Consider the following 18532-nt stretch of genomic DNA (forward strand, 5'->3'; position numbering starts at 1 on the left):
GCCGCATGCGCAGGCAGCAGGGCTTTACGTTGATCGAAATGATGATCGTGTTGCTGATCGTCGCCATCCTGGCGGCGGTTGCGATCCCGTCGTACCGCAGATATGTGGTGCGTTCCCATCGCGTGGACGCGCAGCGCGCGCTTACCGAGCTGGCGGCCAGGCAGGAGCGCTTCCTCTACAGCAACAACAGCTATGCCGATAGCGTTTCCGCCCTTGGCGGCACCAGTTCGATGGCCGGCAGCTATTACACGGTCCAGGTCGACCCAGCCAGCGCCAGCACGACCACCTATACCTTGGTGGCTACCGCGGTGGGCTCGCAGCACGACGATGACACGCAGTGCCAGACGCTCAGCCTCGATCAGGCCGGTCGACAGGAGTCGACCGGTTCGACCACCAACGATCCCAAATGCTGGGGCCGCTGATCATGGCGCGGGGAAGGCTACTGGCCGGATGTATCGCCGCGTGCATGTGCCTGGCCGCCGCCGCCCAGGACGGCACGTATTACAAGTGGACCGATGCCAGTGGCACGGTCCATTTCAGCGCCTCGCCTCCGCCGGGGAAGAAGGCCGAGACGCTGAAGCTTGCGGGGCAGGGCGGCGAGCAGGCGGCTCCCGCGCCGGCGGCGTCGACGGCCGAGCCCACGCCGCAACTGGAGGAGGCGCAGGCGGCCTACCGCAAGCAGGCGTGCGATGCGGCACGCGATGATCTGGCGGTGCTGGAAAAGAATCGCATGGTGGTCAGCGGCAATAGCCCCGATGCAGCCACCAAACTCGACGCGGAACAGCGCAGCCAGGCCAAGCTCCGCACCAGGCAGCGCATCAACCAGTTCTGTGAAACGGGGAGCCAGCCATGAACACGCATGCGTCCAGGCCATCGCGCGGCTTCACCCTGATCGAGTTGATGGTGACCGTGGTCGTGCTCGCGATCCTGGCTGGCATTGCCTTGCCCAACTTCCGCGACTTCATGCGTCGCAGCGCGGTCACGGCGCAGTCCAACGCCGTCCTTGCCGACTTGCAGTACGCACGCAACGACGCCATCACCCGTCGCGTAGTCACCGAGCTCTGTGGCAGCACGGACGGTACCGCCTGTACGGGTTCGAACACGTTCGAGGGCGGTTGGGTGGTGTACCGCGAGACTGCGCCGGGGTCGGCCGCGACGTTCACCTCGGCCGATGAGGTGTTGCGCGTCACCCAGGCCAAATCAGGCATAAGCGTTCGCCTGGTGGACGATACCGGCACGGCGGTAAACGACGTCGGGTTCAGCCAGGACGGTTCGACCACCAGTACCGCGCCGCTGAGCTTCCTGGTATGTCCCATGTCCGACGGCGATACCGTCGGCGAGAGCACCGACAAGGTGCGGGGCGCGGCGGTTTTGCTGTCGACTTCCGGGCGCGCGTCGATCCGGAAGATCGAGGCCGGCGGCAGCTGCGGCTGATCCGCGTCAGTGGCAAGAAAAAACCCGGCACAAGGCCGGGTTTTTTTTCAAACGTGGTGGGCGATGCAAGGATCGAACTTGCGACACCTGCCGTGTGAAGGCAGTGCTCTACCGCTGAGCTAATCGCCCGAGAGCGCGCAACTATACGGACCCTCGCGGGTGCGGTCAATGCCCACGTCGCACGCGGGCGGCGTTCGGTAGAATGCCCGCCTTTCAGGCAGGCGCCGCCCCATGGATCTTCTCGCTCCCATCCTGCACGCGTTGCAGCAGTTCCACCTGACGCCCTGGAAGCTGGTCGGATTCGCCGGCACGTTCATGTTCACCAGCCGCTGGTTCGTGCAGCTGTACTACACGCGCAAGTACAAGCGGGTCGTGATGCCGCTGGCGTTCTGGTGGCTGTCGGTGATCGGCAGTGCACTGCTGCTCGCCTACTTCACCGTGGGCAAGAACGACTCGGTCGGAATCCTCTCCAACTTCTTTCCGGTGTTCGTGTCGGTCTACAACCTGGTGGTGCACATGCGCCACCGCAGGCGCGACGCCGCGGCGGAAGTCTGAGCCGGAGCAGGCTCTTCGCCTGCAGGAACGCATCTGGGGCGGCCCCGGCACCGGGCACCGCCATTGATGGTGGTCGCGCAGGGGTGTGCTCCCGCAGGTTCAGTCGGGATCGTAATCGAGGTTGGAAGCCAGCCAGCGCTCCGCTTCCTCGCGGCTCCAGCCTTTGCGCTTGGCGTAGTCGTCGACCTGCTCGCGGGTGAGCCGGCCGACCACGAAGTACTGGCTGCCCGGGTGGGAAAAATACCAGCCCGAAACGGCCGCGGCCGGATACATGGAAAAGCCCTCGGTGAGTTCGATGCCGGCGTTGCGCTGGGCATCGAGCAGGCGGAACAGGGTGGTCTTCTCGGTGTGGTCAGGGCAGGCGGGGTAACCCGGGGCCGGGCGGATGCCCCGGTACTTCTCGGCGATCAGGGCTTCGTTGTCCAGCGCTTCGTCGGTTGCGTAACCCCAGAACTCGCGACGCACGCGTTGGTGCATGCGTTCGGCGAAGGCCTCGGCCAGGCGGTCGGCCAGGGCCTTGAGGATGATCGATGAATAGTCATCGTGTTCGGCATGGAAGCGCTGCAGGTGCGGCTCGATTCCCAGGCCCGCGGTCACGGCGAAACCGCCGACCCAGTCGCGCTTGCCGTATTCCTTCGGCGCAATGAAGTCGGATAGGCACAAGTTCGGGCGCTCGATCGGCTTGTCGGCCTGCTGGCGCAGGTGGTGGAGCATGGTTTTTTCTGCAGCCGCTCCGGTCGTCGCTTCCAGCAAGCCGCGACCTCTCACCCCAACGCTCTCTCCGGAGGGGAGAGGGCGCAGGTCAAGTTCGATGTCGTCGCCGACGTTGGCGGCAGGCCAGAAGCCGATGACGGCACGGGCGGTCAGCCACTTCTCGGCGACGATGCGGTCGAGCATTGTCTGTGCATCGTTGAACAGCTCGGTCGCCTGCGGACCGACGATCTCGTCGGTGAGGATCGCCGGGTAGTGGCCGGCAAGCTCCCAAGCCTGGAAGAACGGCGTCCAGTCGATGTACTCGCGCAGCTCCGCGAGGTCGTAGTCGTCGAACACGGTAAGGCCGGGGCAGGCCGGCTGTGGCGGGTCGTAGTTGGCCCAATCACAGGTAAAGCGTTGCGCACGCGCCTTTTCAAGTGGCACCAGTTGCTTGCCGGGGCCGCGATGGCGGTGGCGTTCGCGCACCTCGGCATATTCGGCGCGGATCCTGGCCATGAACCCGTCGACCAGGTCCTTGCTGACCAGCGACTGCGCCACGCCGACCGCGCGCGAGGCGTCCTTGACCCATACGCAGGGCGACTTGTAGTGCGGCTCGATCTTGAGCGCGGTGTGCGCACGCGACGTGGTGGCACCGCCGATCAGCAGCGGCACGTTGAAGCCCTGGCGCTGCATTTCGCGGGCGACGTGGCCCATCTCCTCCAGTGACGGGGTGATCAGACCGGACAGACCGATCATGTCGGCCTTCTCGGCAATCGCGGTGTCCAGGATCTTCTGCGCCGGCACCATCACGCCCAGGTCGATCACGTCGAAGTTGTTGCAGCGCAGGACCACACCGACGATGTTCTTGCCGATGTCGTGCACGTCGCCCTTGACCGTGGCCATCACGATCTTGCCGTTGCTCTTGCCGGCGTCGCCCGTGCGTGCCTTCTCCGCTTCGATGTAGGGCAGCAGGTAGGCGACCGCCTTCTTCATCACGCGGGCGGACTTGACCACCTGAGGCAGGAACATCTTGCCGGCGCCGAACAGGTCGCCGACGACGTTCATGCCGTCCATCAACGGACCTTCGATGACGTCCAGCGGGCGCGTGCTTTGCTGGCGGGCTTCCTCGGTGTCCTCGACGACATACTGGTCGATGCCGTGGACCAGGGCGTGGGCCAGCCGCTCGCGAACCGGCCTGGCACGCCAGGCAAGGTTCTCCACCACCACCTCGCCCTTCCTCGCCTTGTAGCGGTCGGCGATCTCCAGCAGGCGCTCGGTGGCGTCGGGGCGGCGATTGAGCACCACGTCTTCGACGCGCTCGCGCAGCTCCGGATCCAGGTCATCGTAGATCGCAAGCGCACCGGCGTTGACGATGCCCATGTCCATGCCGGCCTTGATGGCGTGGTAGAGGAACACCGAGTGGATTGCCTCGCGCACCACGTTGTTGCCGCGAAAGGAAAACGACACGTTGGAGACACCGCCGGAAACGTGGCAGGCGGGGAAGCGCTGCTTCAGCTCGCGGGTGGCGTCGATGAAGTCGACCGCATAGTTGTTGTGCTCTTCGATACCCGTGGCGATGGCGAAGATGTTGGGGTCGAAGATGATGTCTTCCGGCGGGAAGTCGAGCTTTTCCGTCAGCAGCGCGTAGGCGCGCGAGCAGATCTCCACCTTGCGCGCGCAGGTGTCGGCCTGGCCTTCCTCGTCGAAGGCCATCACCACCGCGGCGGCACCGTACTGGCGCACCTTGCGTGCCTGTTCCAGGAACGCTTCCTCGCCTTCCTTCATCGAGATGGAGTTGACGATGCCCTTGCCCTGCAGGCAGCGCAGGCCGGCCTCGATCACGCTCCATTTGGACGAATCGACCATTACCGGCACGCGCGCGATGTCCGGCTCGGCGGCGATCAGGTTGAGGAAGCGCACCATCGCCGCCTCGGAGTCGATCAGGCCCTCGTCCATGTTGACGTCGATGATCTGCGCGCCATTGGCGACCTGCTGGCGCGCGACCTCGACGGCCTCCTCGTAGCGGTCTTCCTTGATCAGCTTCTTGAACTGCGCCGAGCCGGTGACGTTGGTGCGCTCGCCGACGTTGACGAACAGCAGGTCCGGGGTGAGCACCAGCGGTTCGAGGCCGGAAAGGCGGGTGTGGCGGATGGTGGTCATGCTTGTGCTTCTGCTCCCTCTCCACGTTGGGGCGAGGGCTGGGGTGAGGGGGCGGGGCGTGCGGGAAGGTCCAGAAGAGCCGGCGCTGGTGTGGGGCCGTCGCCAGCGCGGCCCCTTACACCGACCCTCTCCCCGGTGACGGATGAGAGGCGGAAGAGAGGGAGCTGCGCTGAAGTACTCACGCCGCCTCCTGTGAGACGCCTGGCAGCCTGCGCGGCGCACAGCCGCGCACCGCTGCGGCGATCGCCGCGATGTGCGCCGGCGTCGTGCCGCAGCAACCGCCTACCAGATTGAGCAGGCCGTCGCGGGCGAAACCGGCGACCACGCTGGCCATCTGTTCGGGCGTCTCGTCGTATTCGGCGAAGGCGTTGGGCAGGCCGGCGTTGGGGTGCGTGCTGACATAGCAGTCGGCAATGTCGGCCAGGGTCTGCACGTGCGGGCGCAGGTCGGCGGCACCGAGCGCGCAGTTGAGGCCAACCGCCAGCGGGCGGGCGTGGGCGATGGAGTAGTAGAACGCCTCGGCAGTCTGGCCGGAGAGCGTGCGTCCGGAGCGGTCGGTGATCGTGCCGGAGATCATCACCGGCACGCGCGCACCGCGCTCGCGGAACAGCTCGGACAGCGCGAACAGTGCCGCCTTGGCGTTGAGCGTGTCGAAGATGGTCTCCACCATGACTACGTCGGCGCCACCATCGATCAGGCCGGCAGCCGACTCGCGGTAGTTGGTTGCCAGCTCCTCGAAAGTGACATTGCGGAAGCCCGGGTCGTTGACGTCGGGCGACAGCGAAGCGGTGCGGCTGGTTGGCCCGAGCACGCCGATGGCGAAGCGGGGCTTGCCTGGTGTTCTTGCGGTATACGCATCGCAGGCCGCCCGGGCCAGCCGGGCGCCCTCCAGGTTCAACTCGTAGGCCAGGTGCTCGAGGTGGTAATCGGCCTGGCTGATGCGGGTGGAGTTGAAGGTATTGGTCTCGACCAGGTCGGCGCCGGCCTCGAGGTAGGCCTCGTGCACGCCGCGGATCAGCTCCGGGCGGGTGAGCGAGAGCAGGTCGTTGTTGCCTTTCAGGTCGCAGCCGCCCGGGTGGTCATGGTCATGCTGGCTGTCGTGACCGTGCGCGAAGCGCTCGCCGCGGAAGCCCGACTCGTCCAGTGCATGACCCTGCAACATGGTGCCCATGGCGCCATCGAGGATCAGGATGCGCTCGCGCAAGGCCTGTTCGAGCTGGGCGACGCGGTCGGGATGGAGCCAGGGCAGGGCGGTCATGTTTTTCTCGATGGTGCGGGTGTGAGGCGAGTGCCACCATCCCCTTCGGCGCCTTCCCCGAGCGCGGGGGAAGGATCGGTTTACGGTTTGCGGGCCAGCAGGCTGATGACTTCGAAGTGCGGCGCCTTGCGCTCGCGGCTCAGGCGCACGCAACTGGACACGGTCAGGCCGGCGTCGGTGGCGAAGCGCGACAACTCCTCCCGCGTGAAACCGAGATTGCGGTGATCGAATGGCTCGACCGCGGTGCGATGGGCGTGCTTGCCCAGCGTCACGGCGAGCAGCCGGCCGCCAGTGCGCAAGAGGCGCGCAGCTTCGGCCACGGCCCGGGCCGGGCGCTCGGCATAGGTCAACGCGTGCAGCATCAACACCAGGTCGAAACGCCGCTTGCCCAGATCCAGTGCGTGCATGTCGCCTTCGCGCACTTCCACGTTCGGGAACGCCTTCAGGCGCTGCGCGGCGGCCGCGACCACGCGCTCGCTCGAATCCACGCAGACGATCGAACGGGCGTGCGGCGCCAGCAGCTCCGCGGTGATGCCGTCGCCCGAGGCGATGTCCAGCACGTCGCCGGTTTCCAGCAGTTGCAGCAGCGAGCGGGCGAGGGTTTCCCACGTGCGGCCGGGCGAGTAATGGCGTTCCATGTCGCCGGCGACGGTATCGGCCCAACCCTCCGCGCGGGCGCGGTTGGCCAGTACCGACGGCAGGCGTGCGGCGTCCTCTCGCAGCAAGGCATCGTCGATGCTTTCGCGTAGCGAATGCAGTAGCGCGTGCTGGTGCGAGCCGCCCTCGTTGTTCGCGCGGTAGTAGGCCGACACGCCGGCACGCCGATCGCGCACCAGCTCGGCCTCCTTCAGCTTGGCCAGGTGCGTGGACACGCGCGGCTGGGCCAGGTGCAGTACCTGCGCCAGCTCGGCCACGGTCAGTTCCTCGCGCTCCAGCAAAGCCAGCAGGCGCACGCGGGTGGGATCGGCCAGCAGGCGCAGGACGCCGGAGGCAGTCGCCAGATCCATTTCCATCCTTTTATCGCGATGCGAAGATGGATAGGCTAGGTGGCCGGGATGGGAACGTCAAGGGCGGGACCGGTTTCCGGCTCCTGCAAGGTCGACGCGTACGCGTGGTGCCACCCTACGGGGCCACCTGCCGGTTCGGTTAAACTAGCGGGCTTCGCCAAGTCTTGGAGCCGCCCATGGATTTCCGTTTCACCGAAGACCAGCTCTCGATCCAGTCGATCGCCCGTGATTTCGCGCAAAAGCGTATCGCGCCGGTGGCGGCCGAGCTGGACGCCAAGGGCCAGTTCCCGCTGGAGAACATCCAGGAGATGGGCCAGCTTGGCCTGATGGGCATCGAGGTGCCGACCGAGTACGGCGGTGCCGGCATGGACCCGATCGCCTACGTGCTGGCGATGATCGAGATCGCCGCGGCCGACGCGGCCACCTCGACCATCATGTCGGTCAACAACTCGCTGTTCTGCAACGGCATCCTCAAGCACGGTACCGAGGAGCAGAAGCAGACCTATGTGCGCGCCATCGCTTCGGGCGAGGCCATTGGCGCCTACGCGCTGACCGAGCCGCAGTCCGGCTCCGACGCTTCCAACATGCACACCCGCGCGGTGAAGAACGCCGATGGCGAGTGGGTGATCAACGGCAAGAAGAGCTGGATCACTTCGGGCCCGGTGGCGCGCTACATCGTGCTGTTCGCGATCACCACGCCGGGCATCGGCGCCAAGGGCGTGTCGGCGTTCATCATCGACACCAAGCGTGCAGGTTTCCTCGCCGGCAAGACCGAGCCCAAGCTCGGCATCCGCGCTTCGGCCACTTGCGAGATCGAGTTCAACGATTACGTGTGCCCGAAGGAAAACCTGCTGGGCCAGGAAGGCAAGGGTTTTGCCATCGCCATGGGCGTGCTGGATGCCGGCCGCATCGGCATCGCCTCGCAGGCCGTGGGTATTGCGCGCGCCGCCTATGAGGCCACGCTGCAGTGGTCGCGCGACCGCAAGGCGTTCGGTACGCCGATCGGCACCTTCCAGATGACCCAGGCCAAGATCGCCGACATGAAGTGCAAGCTGGACGCGGCCACGCTGCTGACGCTGCGCGCGGCGTGGGCCAAGGGCGAGGCGGAGAAGAACGGTGGCCGTTTTGGCACCGAGGCGGCCATCGCCAAGCTCACCGCATCGGAGGCGGCGATGTGGATCAGCCACCAGGCGGTGCAGATCCACGGTGGCATGGGCTATTCGAAGGAGATGCCGCTGGAGCGTTATTTCCGCGATGCCAAGATCACCGAGATCTACGAGGGCACCAGCGAGATCCAGCGTATCGTGATCGCGCGCAACGAGACCGGCCTGCGCTGAGCTCCAGGCGCCCTCTCCCCTTCGGGAGAGGGATGGGGGGGGAGGCTCGCGGGACGTTCCAGGCGAGCCTTCTTGGAAAATAGCCCGACCGGCCGACAAGCCATTCTTTCAAGCAAAAAAAACCGGGCATTGCCCGGTTTTTTTTGCAGTCCGAGGCTAGCCCCGCCCCTCACCGCAATCCTCTCCCCGAAGGGAGAGGGTGCAGGAGCGTGGCTAGTGCCCGCGGCGCGGATCGGAGTCGAACGTGTGCGGGCCGTGACCGATGCCCGGCTGCGCGGGACCGTTGCCGTCGAGCTTGTCGCCCAGGAGGCGACGCACGACCACGTAGAACACCGGAATCAGCAACACGCCAAGGAACGTGGCGAACAGCATGCCGCCGATCACGCCCGTACCGATCGCGTGACGCGCGTTGGCGCCGGCGCCGGAGGAGATGAACAGCGGAAACACGCCCAGGATGAACGCCAGCGAGGTCATCAGGATCGGGCGCAGACGCAGGCGCGAGGCTTCTACCACGCCTTCGCGCAGCGTACGGCCGAGCGCCTGCTGCTCCACCGCGAACTCCACGATCAGGATCGCGTTCTTCGCCGCCAGGCCGATCACCGTGATCAGGCCGATCTTGAAGTAGATGTCGTTGGGCAGCCCGCGCAGCAGCGTGAACACCACCGCGCCGAGCAGGCCCAGCGGCAGCACCAGCAGCACCGAGACCGGAATGGACCAGCTCTCGTAGAGCGCGGCCAGCGCCAGGAACACGATCACGATCGACAGCACCATCAGCAGCGTGGCGGCGTTGCCGGAAAGGATTTCCTGGTAGGACTGGCCGGTCCAGTCGAAGCCGTAGCCCTGCGGCAGGTCGTTGGTGACGATCTTCTCCATCTCCGCCATGGCCTCGCCCGAGGCGTGCCCCGGCGTGGGCGAGCCGACGATCTCCACCGCCGCGTAACCGTTGTAGCGGTTGAGCGAGGGCGAGCCCATCTGCCAGTCGGCATGCACCACGTTGGACAGCGGGATCATCTCCGGCGTGCCCGCGGCGGTGGTCTGTGTGCTGCTGGGGGTGAAGAAGTGCTGCAGCGCATCCGGACTCATGCGGTAGGGCGCGTCGGCCTGCATGATCACGCGCTTGACGCGCCCGCCGTAGGTGAAGTCGTTGACGTACACCGGTGCCAGCATCAGGCCGACGGCGTTGTAGATGTCACCCACCGACAGGCCCATCGACTGCGCCTGCACACGGTCGACGTCCAGATGCAGCTGCGGTGCATCCTCCAGCGCGTTGGGACGCACGCCGGTCAGCACCGGATCCTGGCTGGCCTTGCCCAGGAGCGTGTTGCGCGCTTGGGTCAGCGCGTCGCGACCGAAGCCGGCGCGGTCCTGCAGGTACATGTCGAAGCCGCCGAACTGGCCCAGGCCCTGCACTGTAGGGATGTTCACCACGAAGATGCGCGCATCGTGGATCTGGAACAGCGCCCCGTTGGCCCGCTGGATGAACTCCGCCGCGGTCACGTCGCGCTCGGACCAGTCCTTGAGCTTGATGAAGGCCATGCCGGCGTTTTCGCCCGAGCCGATGAAGCTGAAGCCGGCGACCTGCAGCACGGTGTCGACCGCCGGATCCTTTTTCAGGATCTTCAGCATCTCGCCCATCACCTCCTCGGTGCGCTGCTTGGTGGCACCCGGCGGCAGCTGGATCACCGACATCGCGTAGCCCTGGTCTTCCTCCGGCAGGAAGCTGCCGGGCAGGCGGGTGTAGAGGAAGCCCGCCAGCACCGCGACCAGCACGAACACGAACATCCAGCGCGGCGCGTGCCGCACGGCACTGCCGACGTGGCCGGTGTAGGTGCGCGTGGTCCAGTCGAAGAACTGGTTGAACTTGCGGAAGACGACGTTCTTCTTCTTGTGGTGCTCGGGCTTGAGGAAGCTCGCGCACAGCGCCGGCGTGAACGACAGCGCGAGGAACGCCGAGAACGCCATCGACACGGCAATGGTCAGTGCGAACTGGCGATAGATGATGCCGGTGGCGCCCGGTTGCAGGGCCGAGGGCACGAACACCGCCGTCAGCACCACCGTGATGGCCACCACCGCGCCGGTGATCTGGCCCATCGCCTTGCGCGTGGCGTCCTTCGGCGACAGGTTTTCCTCGGTCATGATGCGCTCGACGTTCTCGATCACCACGATCGCGTCGTCGACCACGATGCCGATGGCCAGCACCATGCCGAACAGGGTCAGCTGGTTGATGGTGAAGCCCAGCACCAGCATGCCCAGGAACGTACCCAGCAGCGCCACCGGGATGACCAGCGTGGGAATGATGGTGGCGCGGATGTTCTGCAGGAACAGCAGCATCACCAGGAAGACCAGGACGATCGCCTCGATCAGCGTGTGCACCACCTCGTCGATGGAGATCTTCACGAAGGTGGTGCTGTCGTACGGACTGAACCAGGTCACGCCGGGCGGGAAGCTGGGCGCCAGCTCGTCCATCTTGCCGCGCACGGCGGTAGCCACGTTGAGCGCGTTGGCGCCGGGCAGCAGCTGGATCGCGAAGGCGCCGATCGGCTTGCCGTCCACCGTGGTGTTGAATCCGTAGCTGCCGGGGCCGAAGCTGATCCGCGCCACGTCGCCGAGCTTGACGGTGGTGCCGTCGGGGTTGGCGCGCAGAATGATGCCGGCGAACTGCTCGGGGCTGGTGAAGCGGCCCTCGGTGGAGACGGTCGCGGTGAAGCCCTGGCCAGGCAACGCCGGGTCCGCGCCGATCGAGCCGGCGGCGAACTGTACGTTCTGCGCGCGGATCGCGTTCAACACCTGGGTGGCGGAGAGGTCATAGCCGTGCAGCTGGTCCGGGTTGAGCCAGATGCGCATGGCGTATTCGGAGCCGAACTGGTTGGTGCTGCCCACGCCCGGCACGCGGGCGATCTGGTCGAGCACCTGCGTACCGACGATGTCGCTCAGCCGGTCGCGGTCGATGTTCGGATTGTCCGACTTGAGCGCCACCACCATCAGGAAGCCCGAGTTGGCCTTGGCCACCACCACGCCCTGCTGGGTCACCTCCGAAGGCAGGCGTGGCGTGGCCAGCGAGACCTTGTTCTGCACCTGCACCTGGGCGATGTCCGGGTCGGTGCCGCTCTCGAAGGTCAGCGTGATGTTGGCGCGGCCGCTGGCGCTGGAAGAGGAGCTGAAGTACAGCAGGTGATCGATGCCGGTCAGCTGCTGCTCGATCACCTGGGTGACCGCTTTCTCGGTGGTCTCGGCGCTGGCGCCCGGATACGAGGCGCTCACCGTCACCGAGGGGGGCGCGATGTTGGGGTAGGACTCCACGCCCAGGTTGAGGATGGCCAGCACGCCGCCCAGCGAGATCAGGATGGCCACCACCCAGGCGAAGATCGGGCGGTCGATGAAGAAACTCGGCATGAGGGCGCTCCGTTACTTGCCGCGCGCGGTTGCGGCGGCGGCCGGCGCCTTGGCGGCAACCGGAGCCTGGCCGGCCGGGGCCGGCGGCTGCCACGGGGACGGGTTGGCCGGAGCGCCTTCCTTGACGTTCTGCACGCCCGAGACGATCACCTTTTCGCCGGCCTTCAGGCCACTGGTAACGACCCAGTTGCCACCCTGCATGGAGGCGGTGGAGATGTCACGGCGGGCGACCTTGCCGTCGGGCCCGACCACGTAGACATAGGCCCCCACGGTATCGCGCAGCACCGCCGCCTGCGGCACCACGAACACGTTATGGCGCTGACCGAGCGAGGCCTCGATGGTGACGTACATGCCCGGCAGCAGGGTGTGCTCGGGATTGGGGATGCGCGCGCGCAGCGACACCGCGCCAGTGGCCGGATCGACCGAGGTCGCGGAGAAGTCGACCGTGCCCGGCTGAGCATAGGTGCTGCCGTCAGGCAGGGTCACGCGCACGCTGGCGTTCTGGTCGCTCTTGCCGGCGACCGCCAGCGAGACGTTGCCTTGGCCCTGCGCCTGGCGCAGCTGCTCGAGCTCGGACACGCTCATGTTGAAGTTCACGTACAGCGGATCGATCTGCTCGACGGTGGTCAGCAACGTAGCCTCGCCCTGGCCGACCAGTGCGCCTTCGGTGACCTGCTGCTGGCCGGCGCGGCCGTCGATCGGCGAACGCACGTCGGCGTAGCCGAGGTTGATCTGTGCCGACTGCACCGAGGCGCGCGCCTGCTGCACGGCGGCCTTGGCGCTGCGCTCGGTGGCCAGTGCGCTGTCCAGGTCGGCCTTGGAGACGTAGCCCTTGGGCGCCAGTTCGCGCGCACGGTCGGCGTTGACCTTGGCATTGGTGTAGCTCGCCTGCGCCTGCGCCAGGCTGGCCTGCGCCGCGCCCAGCGTCGCTTTCAGCGGCGCCGGGTCGATCTGGAACAGCAACTGCCCCTTTTCGACGTCGGTGCCTTCCTCGTAGGTGCGCTTGAGCAGTACGCCGGGCACGCGGGCGCGCACGTCGGCGCGGCGGAACGGCGACAGGCGGCCGACCAGGTCCTTGGTCAGCGGCACGGTCTGCGCCTTGAGGGTGATCACGCCCACCTGCGGCGGCGGCATCTGCTGCTGTTCCTGCGGCTGCTCCTTGCCGCCGCAGGCGGCTAGGGCAAGCATGCCGAGGCACAGGGCCAGGGTGCGCGTTGTCGTGGACTTCATGGGAACTCCATTCTTATGAGGCGTGATCTGGGACGCGGCGGGGAAGCCGGCGAGCATACGGGCGCCGACGTGACCGACCAGTGCCAGTGGTCGTGACACGACGGGCCGGCGATGGGGCAACCGCCGGCAGGAAAGCGCAACTATACCGGCCAGTTTACATATGGTGGGCCGCCGCGGCCAAGACTTGCTTATGGCACGGGAATGTGGACAAAGCCGCGGCACGCGCATCGTTTGGGCGGACGCCCCATTCGTGCGCGGGCGCACGGTGAAGTGTGCGATGGACGGGCGTGCACACCCATCTTGAATTGTCGCTGCATGCATGTGCCTGAAAGCCCGCCGGCAGTGGCCTCATCGGTGGAATCGCCCTGACGCGAGGCGTATCCTTTTGGGGCTTTACGCCTCCCCAGCGTGGGCACCATCCGTTTCCACTGACAAGCAGATGCCATGAATGCCATTCGCGCGACCAGCGACAGCACGGTTCCCCCGGCTGTCTTCGAGGAACTGAAGAAAAGCGGCTTTGCGACCGGGCGCCTTGATGAGGCGCAATTTTTTATCGGCGCCTTCTTCGCGCGGATGGCGCATAGCGACGTGGACCTGCATACCCCGGCCGAGTGGGCCGGGCTGATCGGCGGACTGCTGGATTTCGTCCAGCAGCGTGAACCGGGCCGCGCCAAGGTGCGCGTGTTCAATCCCGAGCGCGGCCATGCTGGCCGCAGCGTGATCGAGGTCGTCACCGACGACATGCCGTTCCTGGTCGACACGGTGAGCATGGTCGCCTCCGACGACCTGCAGATCCATGCCGTGATCCACCCGGTGGTCAGCGCCACGCGCGACGCCGAGGGCCGGCTGAAGCAGCTGGGCGGCGAGGGTGGCAAGCCGGAATCGGTGATGCACTTCGAGGTCGATCGCGTCGCCGACGAAGCGGCGCAGGCCGCGCTCAAGGCGCGCGTGGAAGCCGCGCTGGAGGACGTGCGCGTGGCCGTGGTCGACTGGTCGACCATGCGCGACAAGGCGCTGGCGATCGCCGCCGAGCTGCCGCAGCGCAAGCTGCCGGTGGGCGAAAGCGCCGTGGGCGAGGCCTCGGCGTTCCTGCGTTGGCTGGCCGACGACAACTTCACCTTCCTGGGCTATCGCGAATACGAAGTGACCGAGGCCGACGGCGAGGAAGTGCTCCGTGCCATCAATGATTCCGGCCTGGGCATCCTGCGCGGCAGCGAGCGTTCGGTCGCGCCGCGTTCGCTGCGAAGCCTGGCGGCTTCGGCGCTGCCGCAATCGGGTTCGACCGACGCGGTGATCCTGACCAAGACCAACGCCCGCTCGCACGTGCATCGTCCGGGCTACATGGATTACGTGGGCGTGCTCAAGTTCGACGCCAACGGCAAGCCGGTCGCCGAGCAGCGCTTCCTGGGCCTGTTCTCCTCCAATGCCTACATGGCCCGCCCGCAGGACGTGCCGCTGATCCGCCAGAAGGTCGAGACGGTGATGTGCCGCTCGGGCCTCAAGCGCGATTCCTATTCCGGCAAGTCGCTGCGCCATATCCTGGAAACGCTGCCGCGCGACGAGCTGTTCCAGAGCAGCGAGGACGAGCTGTTCGGCATCTCCTGCGGCATCCTGGACCTGCGTCAGCGTGCCCGCACGCGCCTGTTCGTGCGCCGTGACCGCTACGGCCGCTTCTACACCTGCCTGGTCTACGTGCCGCGTGAGCGCTTCAACACCACCGTGCGCGAGCGCATCGAGAACCTGCTGCGCGACGCGCTGCACGGCGAGCACGTCGACTCGGCGGTACTGATGGGCGAGGCTGCGCTGGCCCGCCTGCACGTGGTGGTGCGCCCGAAGATCGGCGATCGCGCCAGCTATGACGCCGCCGCGCTGGAGCAGGCCGTCGCCGCCATCGTGCGCAACTGGCACGACGACGTGCGCGACGCGCTGGTGCAGGCCCGTGGCGACCACGAGGGCGTGGTGCTGGCCAACCGCTACGTGAAGTCGCTGCCGGTCGGTTACGTCGACGAGGTGAGCCCGGAGGTCGCGGCCGAGGACGTCTACGAGCTCTCGCAGCTCGAGGGCGACGATGCCGTGCGCATGTCCTTCTACCACCCGCCGCAGCGGCCGGACGAACTGCGCTTCAAGGTCTACCGCTCCGGCAGCGACATCGCGCTTTCCGAGGTGCTGCCGCAGCTGGAGAACCTGGGCCTGCGCGTGCTCACCGAGCACGTCTACGACGTGCGCACCGGCGGCACGCCGCTGTTCATCCAGGACTTCGAGGTGCAGCCGGTCGGCCACCTGACGTTCACCGTGGAGCAGGTCGGCTCGCTGTTCGAGGACGCCTTCGAGCAGATCTGGCGCGGCCACGCCGAGAACGACGGCTTCAACCGGCTGGTGCTGGGCGCCAAGCTCAACTGGCGCCAGGTCGCCATGCTGCGCGGCTACTGCAAGTACCTGCTGCAGGCCGGCGTGTCCTTCTCGCAGGCCTACATGGAGGACGCGCTCAACCGCTATCCGGCCATCGCCGGCCTGCTGGTGGAGCTGTTCAACGCCAAGTTCGACCCGCGCCGCGAAAGCCTCTCGGCCGACGAACTGAAGACCGCCGGCGAGCTGCTCGACGCCGAAATGCGCGTGCTGATCCCGGGCAACGTGCAGGGCGCGCAGCCGGCGCTGGTCGACAACCTCGTCGGCATGCTCTCGCGCCCGCGCAACGAGCAGGTGGCGATCCTGGAAGAGGCCATCGCCACGCTGCTGGAGAACGTCTCCAGCCTCGATGACGACCGCATCCTGCGCAGCTTCCTGGGCGTGATCCGCGCCACGCTGCGCACCAGCTTCTTCCAGCAGTGGGACGGCGCCTACCGTCCGTACATCAGCTTCAAGTTCGATTCGCACAAGGTGCCCGAGCTGCCCAAGCCGGTCCCCTACCGCGAGATATTCGTCTCGGCCGCGCGCGTGGAGGGCATCCACCTGCGCTTCGGCGCGGTCGCCCGCGGCGGCCTGCGCTGGTCGGACCGTCGCGAGGACTTCCGCACCGAGGTGCTGGGCCTGGTCAAGGCGCAGATGGTCAAGAACACCGTGATCGTGCCGGTCGGCTCCAAGGGCGGTTTCTTCGTCAAGCGTCCGCCTGTCGGCGGCGACCGCGATGCACAGATCGCCGAGGGCATCGCCTGCTACAAGATGTTCATCAACGGCCTGCTCGACATCACCGACAACCTGGTCGAGGGCAAGGTCGTGCCGCCGCACGACGTGGTGCGCCACGACCAGGACGATCCGTACCTGGTGGTCGCGGCCGACAAGGGCACCGCGACGTTCTCCGACATCGCCAACGCCATCTCGATCGAGCACAACTTCTGGCTGGGCGACGCGTTCGCTTCCGGCGGCTCGAACGGCTACGACCACAAGGGCATGGGCATCACCGCCAAGGGTGCGTGGGAGTCGGTCAAGCGCCACTTCCGTGCGCTCGGCCGTGACTCGCAGAGCCAGGACTTCACCTGCGTGGGCATCGGCGACATGTCCGGCGACGTGTTCGGCAACGGCATGCTGCTGTCCGAGCACATCCGCCTGCTGGCCGCGTTCGACCATCGCCACATCTTCCTCGACCCGAACCCCGATGCGGCGAAGTCGTTCGCCGAGCGCCAGCGCATGTTCAAGATCCCGCGCTCGAGCTGGGAGGACTACGACAAGTCGCTGATCTCCGAGGGTGGCGGCGTCTATCCGCGCAGCGCCAAGTCGATCCCGGTCTCGCCGCAGGTGCGTGCCGCGCTCGGCCTGAAGGACGACGTCACCCAGCTCAACCCGAACGAGCTGATGAGCGCGATCCTCAAGGCGCCGGTCGACCTGTTGTGGAACGGCGGCATCGGCACCTACGTGAAGTCCTCGCAGGAAACCAACGCCGACGTGGGCGATCGCGCCAACAACGCACTTCGCATCAACGGCGGCGAGCTTCGCTGCAAGGTGGTGGGCGAGGGCGGCAACCTGGGCTTCACCCAGAAGGGCCGCATCGAGGCCGCCCAGCACGGCGTGCTGCTCAACACCGACTTCATCGACAACTCCGCCGGCGTGGACACCTCCGATCACGAGGTGAACATCAAGATCCTGCTCAACGACGCGGTGCGTCGCGGCGAGCTGACCGAGGAAGGCCGCAACAAGCAGCTGGCCGCGATGACCGACGAGGTCGCGCAACTGGTGCTATGGGACAACTACCGCCAGAACCAGGCGATCACGCTGATGGAGCACCAGTCGGTCAAGCGGCTGGGCTCGATGGCGCACTTCATCCGCGAGCTCGAAGCCCAGGGCCTGCTCGACCGCCAGGTCGAAAACCTGCCTTCCGACGCGGAACTGTCCGAGCGCAAGGCACGCCACCAGGGCATGACCCGGCCGGAGCTCTCCGTGCTGCTGTCCTACGACAAGATCAAGCTGTTCCAGCAGCTGCTCGAGTCGGACGTGCCGGAAGACCCGTACCTGTCCAAGGAACTGGTGCGCTACTTCCCCGAGCCGCTGCACGAGAAGTACGCGGCCAACATGCAGCGCCATCGCCTGAAGCGCGAGATCATCGCCACCGCGGTGACCAACTCGACGATCAACCGCATGGGCGCCACCTTCATGATGCGCATGCAGGAGGACACCGGGCAGGGTCCGGCCTCCATCGCCAAGGCATACACCGCCGCGCGCGAGATCCTCGATGCGCGCGAGCTGTGGGCGGAGATCGAGGCGCTCGATGGCAAGGTCGCGGAGGACACCCAGATCGACGCGATCATGCAGATCTGGTCGCAGCTGCGGCACATGACCCGCTGGCTGCTCAACCGTCCGGGCGCCAGCCTGGACATCGCCGCCAACGTCGAACGCTACCAGGCCGGCGTCACCGCGCTGCGCCAGGGCCTGCCCGATGTGCTGACCGAGACCGGCAAGGCCGACTTCGAGCTCAGTTGCGAGAAGTGGGAAGGCCTCGGCGTGCCGAAGGCGCTGGCCGTCCGGCTGGCCCGCATGCCGGTGCTGCGCGCGGTGCTGGACATGTGCGAGGTCGCCCAGCAGAGCGGGCAGCCGATCACCACCGTCGCCCGCGTGTTCTACGAACTGGGCGAGACGCTGGACCTGGAATGGCTGCGCGGCCAGATCGAGGCGTTGCCGGTGGAAGGCCACTGGCATGCGCAGGCGCGCGGCTCGCTGCTGGATGAGCTCAACCACCAGCATCGCGCACTGGCCCAGCAGGTGCTGGCGCTGGCCGGCGACCGCAAGGACGTCTCGCCGGTGCAGGCATGGCTGCAGCGCGACGACGCCACGCTCAACTACACCCGCAGCATGCTCGCCGAGATCCTGACCCAGAACGCGGACTACCCGATCGCCTCGGTCGCCGTCCGCCGCCTGGCGCAACTGGCGCAGGTGCCGGTGGGCTGATGCAAGCGCCCGGTACGCCGGGCCTCCCCTGCAGGAGCGCCCTTGGGCGCGACCGCTATGCCCCGCGTTCGGGGCGATGGCAGTCGCGT

The 18532-nt window shown here is 66.9% G+C and carries 11 protein-coding genes and 1 tRNA gene; 6 read left to right on the forward strand and 6 right to left on the reverse strand.

The features are described from left to right. Positions 1 to 5 precede the first annotated feature (5 nt). Genes J7I44_RS01065 through J7I44_RS01075 form a run of 3 tightly spaced genes read left to right on the forward strand, consistent with a single transcriptional unit; the run spans position 6 to position 1434 of the window. Positions 6 to 422, forward strand: coding sequence for a type IV pilin protein (locus J7I44_RS01065; RefSeq protein ID WP_209614617.1), 417 nt, complete (start codon positions 6 to 8; stop codon positions 420 to 422). Further along, complete coding sequence (locus J7I44_RS01070) at positions 407 to 853, forward strand: DUF4124 domain-containing protein (protein ID WP_209614619.1); 447 nt, start codon at positions 407 to 409, stop codon at positions 851 to 853. The genes J7I44_RS01065 and J7I44_RS01070 overlap by 16 nt, the downstream gene beginning before the upstream one ends. Further along, positions 850 to 1434: a GspH/FimT family pseudopilin gene (locus tag J7I44_RS01075; protein ID WP_209614620.1), complete on the forward strand. Its 585-nt coding sequence runs from the start codon at positions 850 to 852 to the stop codon at positions 1432 to 1434. The genes J7I44_RS01070 and J7I44_RS01075 overlap by 4 nt, the downstream gene beginning before the upstream one ends. A 54-nt stretch (positions 1435 to 1488) precedes the next feature. On the opposite strand, the gene J7I44_RS01080 is transcribed toward J7I44_RS01075, so the two are convergent. Then, positions 1489 to 1563, reverse strand: a tRNA-Val gene (locus J7I44_RS01080). Between the two features lie 102 nt (positions 1564 to 1665). Between J7I44_RS01080 and J7I44_RS01085 the strand changes: the two genes are divergently transcribed. After that, the gene (locus J7I44_RS01085) at positions 1666 to 1989 is read left to right on the forward strand and encodes a lipid-A-disaccharide synthase N-terminal domain-containing protein (RefSeq protein WP_209614623.1); all 324 of its coding nucleotides are present in this window, start codon (positions 1666 to 1668) and stop codon (positions 1987 to 1989) included. A gap of 99 nt (positions 1990 to 2088) precedes the next feature. On the opposite strand, the gene metH is transcribed toward J7I44_RS01085, so the two are convergent. From metH to J7I44_RS01100, 3 genes are all read right to left on the reverse strand, one after another. Further along, the gene (gene metH, locus J7I44_RS01090) at positions 2089 to 4842 is read right to left on the reverse strand and encodes a methionine synthase (protein ID WP_209614625.1); all 2754 of its coding nucleotides are present in this window, start codon (positions 4840 to 4842) and stop codon (positions 2089 to 2091) included. Positions 4843 to 5020: 178 nt separating this feature from the next. Further along, on the reverse strand, positions 5021 to 6100 hold the full coding sequence (locus J7I44_RS01095; protein ID WP_209614627.1) for a homocysteine S-methyltransferase family protein: 1080 nt from the start codon (positions 6098 to 6100) through the stop codon (positions 5021 to 5023). Positions 6101 to 6180: 80 nt separating this feature from the next. Beyond that, entirely contained in the window at positions 6181 to 7107 is a 927-nt protein-coding gene (locus J7I44_RS01100; RefSeq protein ID WP_209614629.1) for an ArsR/SmtB family transcription factor, read from the reverse strand. 176 nt (positions 7108 to 7283) lie between these two features. On the opposite strand from J7I44_RS01100, the gene J7I44_RS01105 reads away from it, so the two are divergent. Then, complete coding sequence (locus J7I44_RS01105) at positions 7284 to 8444, forward strand: acyl-CoA dehydrogenase family protein (protein WP_209614631.1); 1161 nt, start codon at positions 7284 to 7286, stop codon at positions 8442 to 8444. A gap of 213 nt (positions 8445 to 8657) precedes the next feature. Here the strand turns inward: J7I44_RS01105 and J7I44_RS01110 are convergent, their stop codons facing one another. Beyond that, entirely contained in the window at positions 8658 to 11837 is a 3180-nt protein-coding gene (locus J7I44_RS01110) for a multidrug efflux RND transporter permease subunit (protein ID WP_209614633.1), read from the reverse strand. A 12-nt stretch (positions 11838 to 11849) separates the two neighbouring features. Continuing rightward, positions 11850 to 13067 carry an efflux RND transporter periplasmic adaptor subunit gene (locus J7I44_RS01115; protein ID WP_209614635.1) on the reverse strand — a complete coding sequence of 406 codons (1218 nt, stop codon included), beginning with the start codon at positions 13065 to 13067 and terminating at the stop codon, positions 11850 to 11852. Between the two features lie 444 nt (positions 13068 to 13511). Here J7I44_RS01115 and J7I44_RS01120 point away from each other — a divergent pair, with 444 nt between their 5' ends. Beyond that, positions 13512 to 18443 (forward strand): NAD-glutamate dehydrogenase, encoded by a 4932-nt coding sequence (locus tag J7I44_RS01120; RefSeq protein ID WP_209614637.1) that lies wholly within the window; start codon positions 13512 to 13514, stop codon positions 18441 to 18443. The last annotated feature ends 89 nt before the right edge of the window (positions 18444 to 18532 follow it).

It is taken from the genome of Frateuria flava (assembly GCF_017837635.1).
GTDB classification, from domain to species: domain Bacteria; phylum Pseudomonadota; class Gammaproteobacteria; order Xanthomonadales; family Rhodanobacteraceae; genus Frateuria_A; species Frateuria_A flava.

Coding starts and splice junctions, on each gene's coding strand:
- J7I44_RS01110 (WP_209614633.1), bottom strand. CDS start 11,837: ATGCCGAGTTTCTTCATCGACCGCCCGATCTTCGCCTGGGTGGTGGCC.
- J7I44_RS01065 (WP_209614617.1), top strand. CDS start 6: ATGCGCAGGCAGCAGGGCTTTACGTTGATCGAAATGATGATCGTGTTG.
- J7I44_RS01100 (WP_209614629.1), bottom strand. CDS start 7,107: ATGGATCTGGCGACTGCCTCCGGCGTCCTGCGCCTGCTGGCCGATCCC.
- J7I44_RS01120 (WP_209614637.1), top strand. CDS start 13,512: ATGAATGCCATTCGCGCGACCAGCGACAGCACGGTTCCCCCGGCTGTC.
- J7I44_RS01115 (WP_209614635.1), bottom strand. CDS start 13,067: ATGAAGTCCACGACAACGCGCACCCTGGCCCTGTGCCTCGGCATGCTT.
- J7I44_RS01085 (WP_209614623.1), top strand. CDS start 1,666: ATGGATCTTCTCGCTCCCATCCTGCACGCGTTGCAGCAGTTCCACCTG.
- metH (WP_209614625.1), bottom strand. CDS start 4,842: ATGACCACCATCCGCCACACCCGCCTTTCCGGCCTCGAACCGCTGGTG.
- J7I44_RS01095 (WP_209614627.1), bottom strand. CDS start 6,100: ATGACCGCCCTGCCCTGGCTCCATCCCGACCGCGTCGCCCAGCTCGAA.
- J7I44_RS01105 (WP_209614631.1), top strand. CDS start 7,284: ATGGATTTCCGTTTCACCGAAGACCAGCTCTCGATCCAGTCGATCGCC.
- J7I44_RS01070 (WP_209614619.1), top strand. CDS start 407: ATGCTGGGGCCGCTGATCATGGCGCGGGGAAGGCTACTGGCCGGATGT.
- J7I44_RS01075 (WP_209614620.1), top strand. CDS start 850: ATGAACACGCATGCGTCCAGGCCATCGCGCGGCTTCACCCTGATCGAG.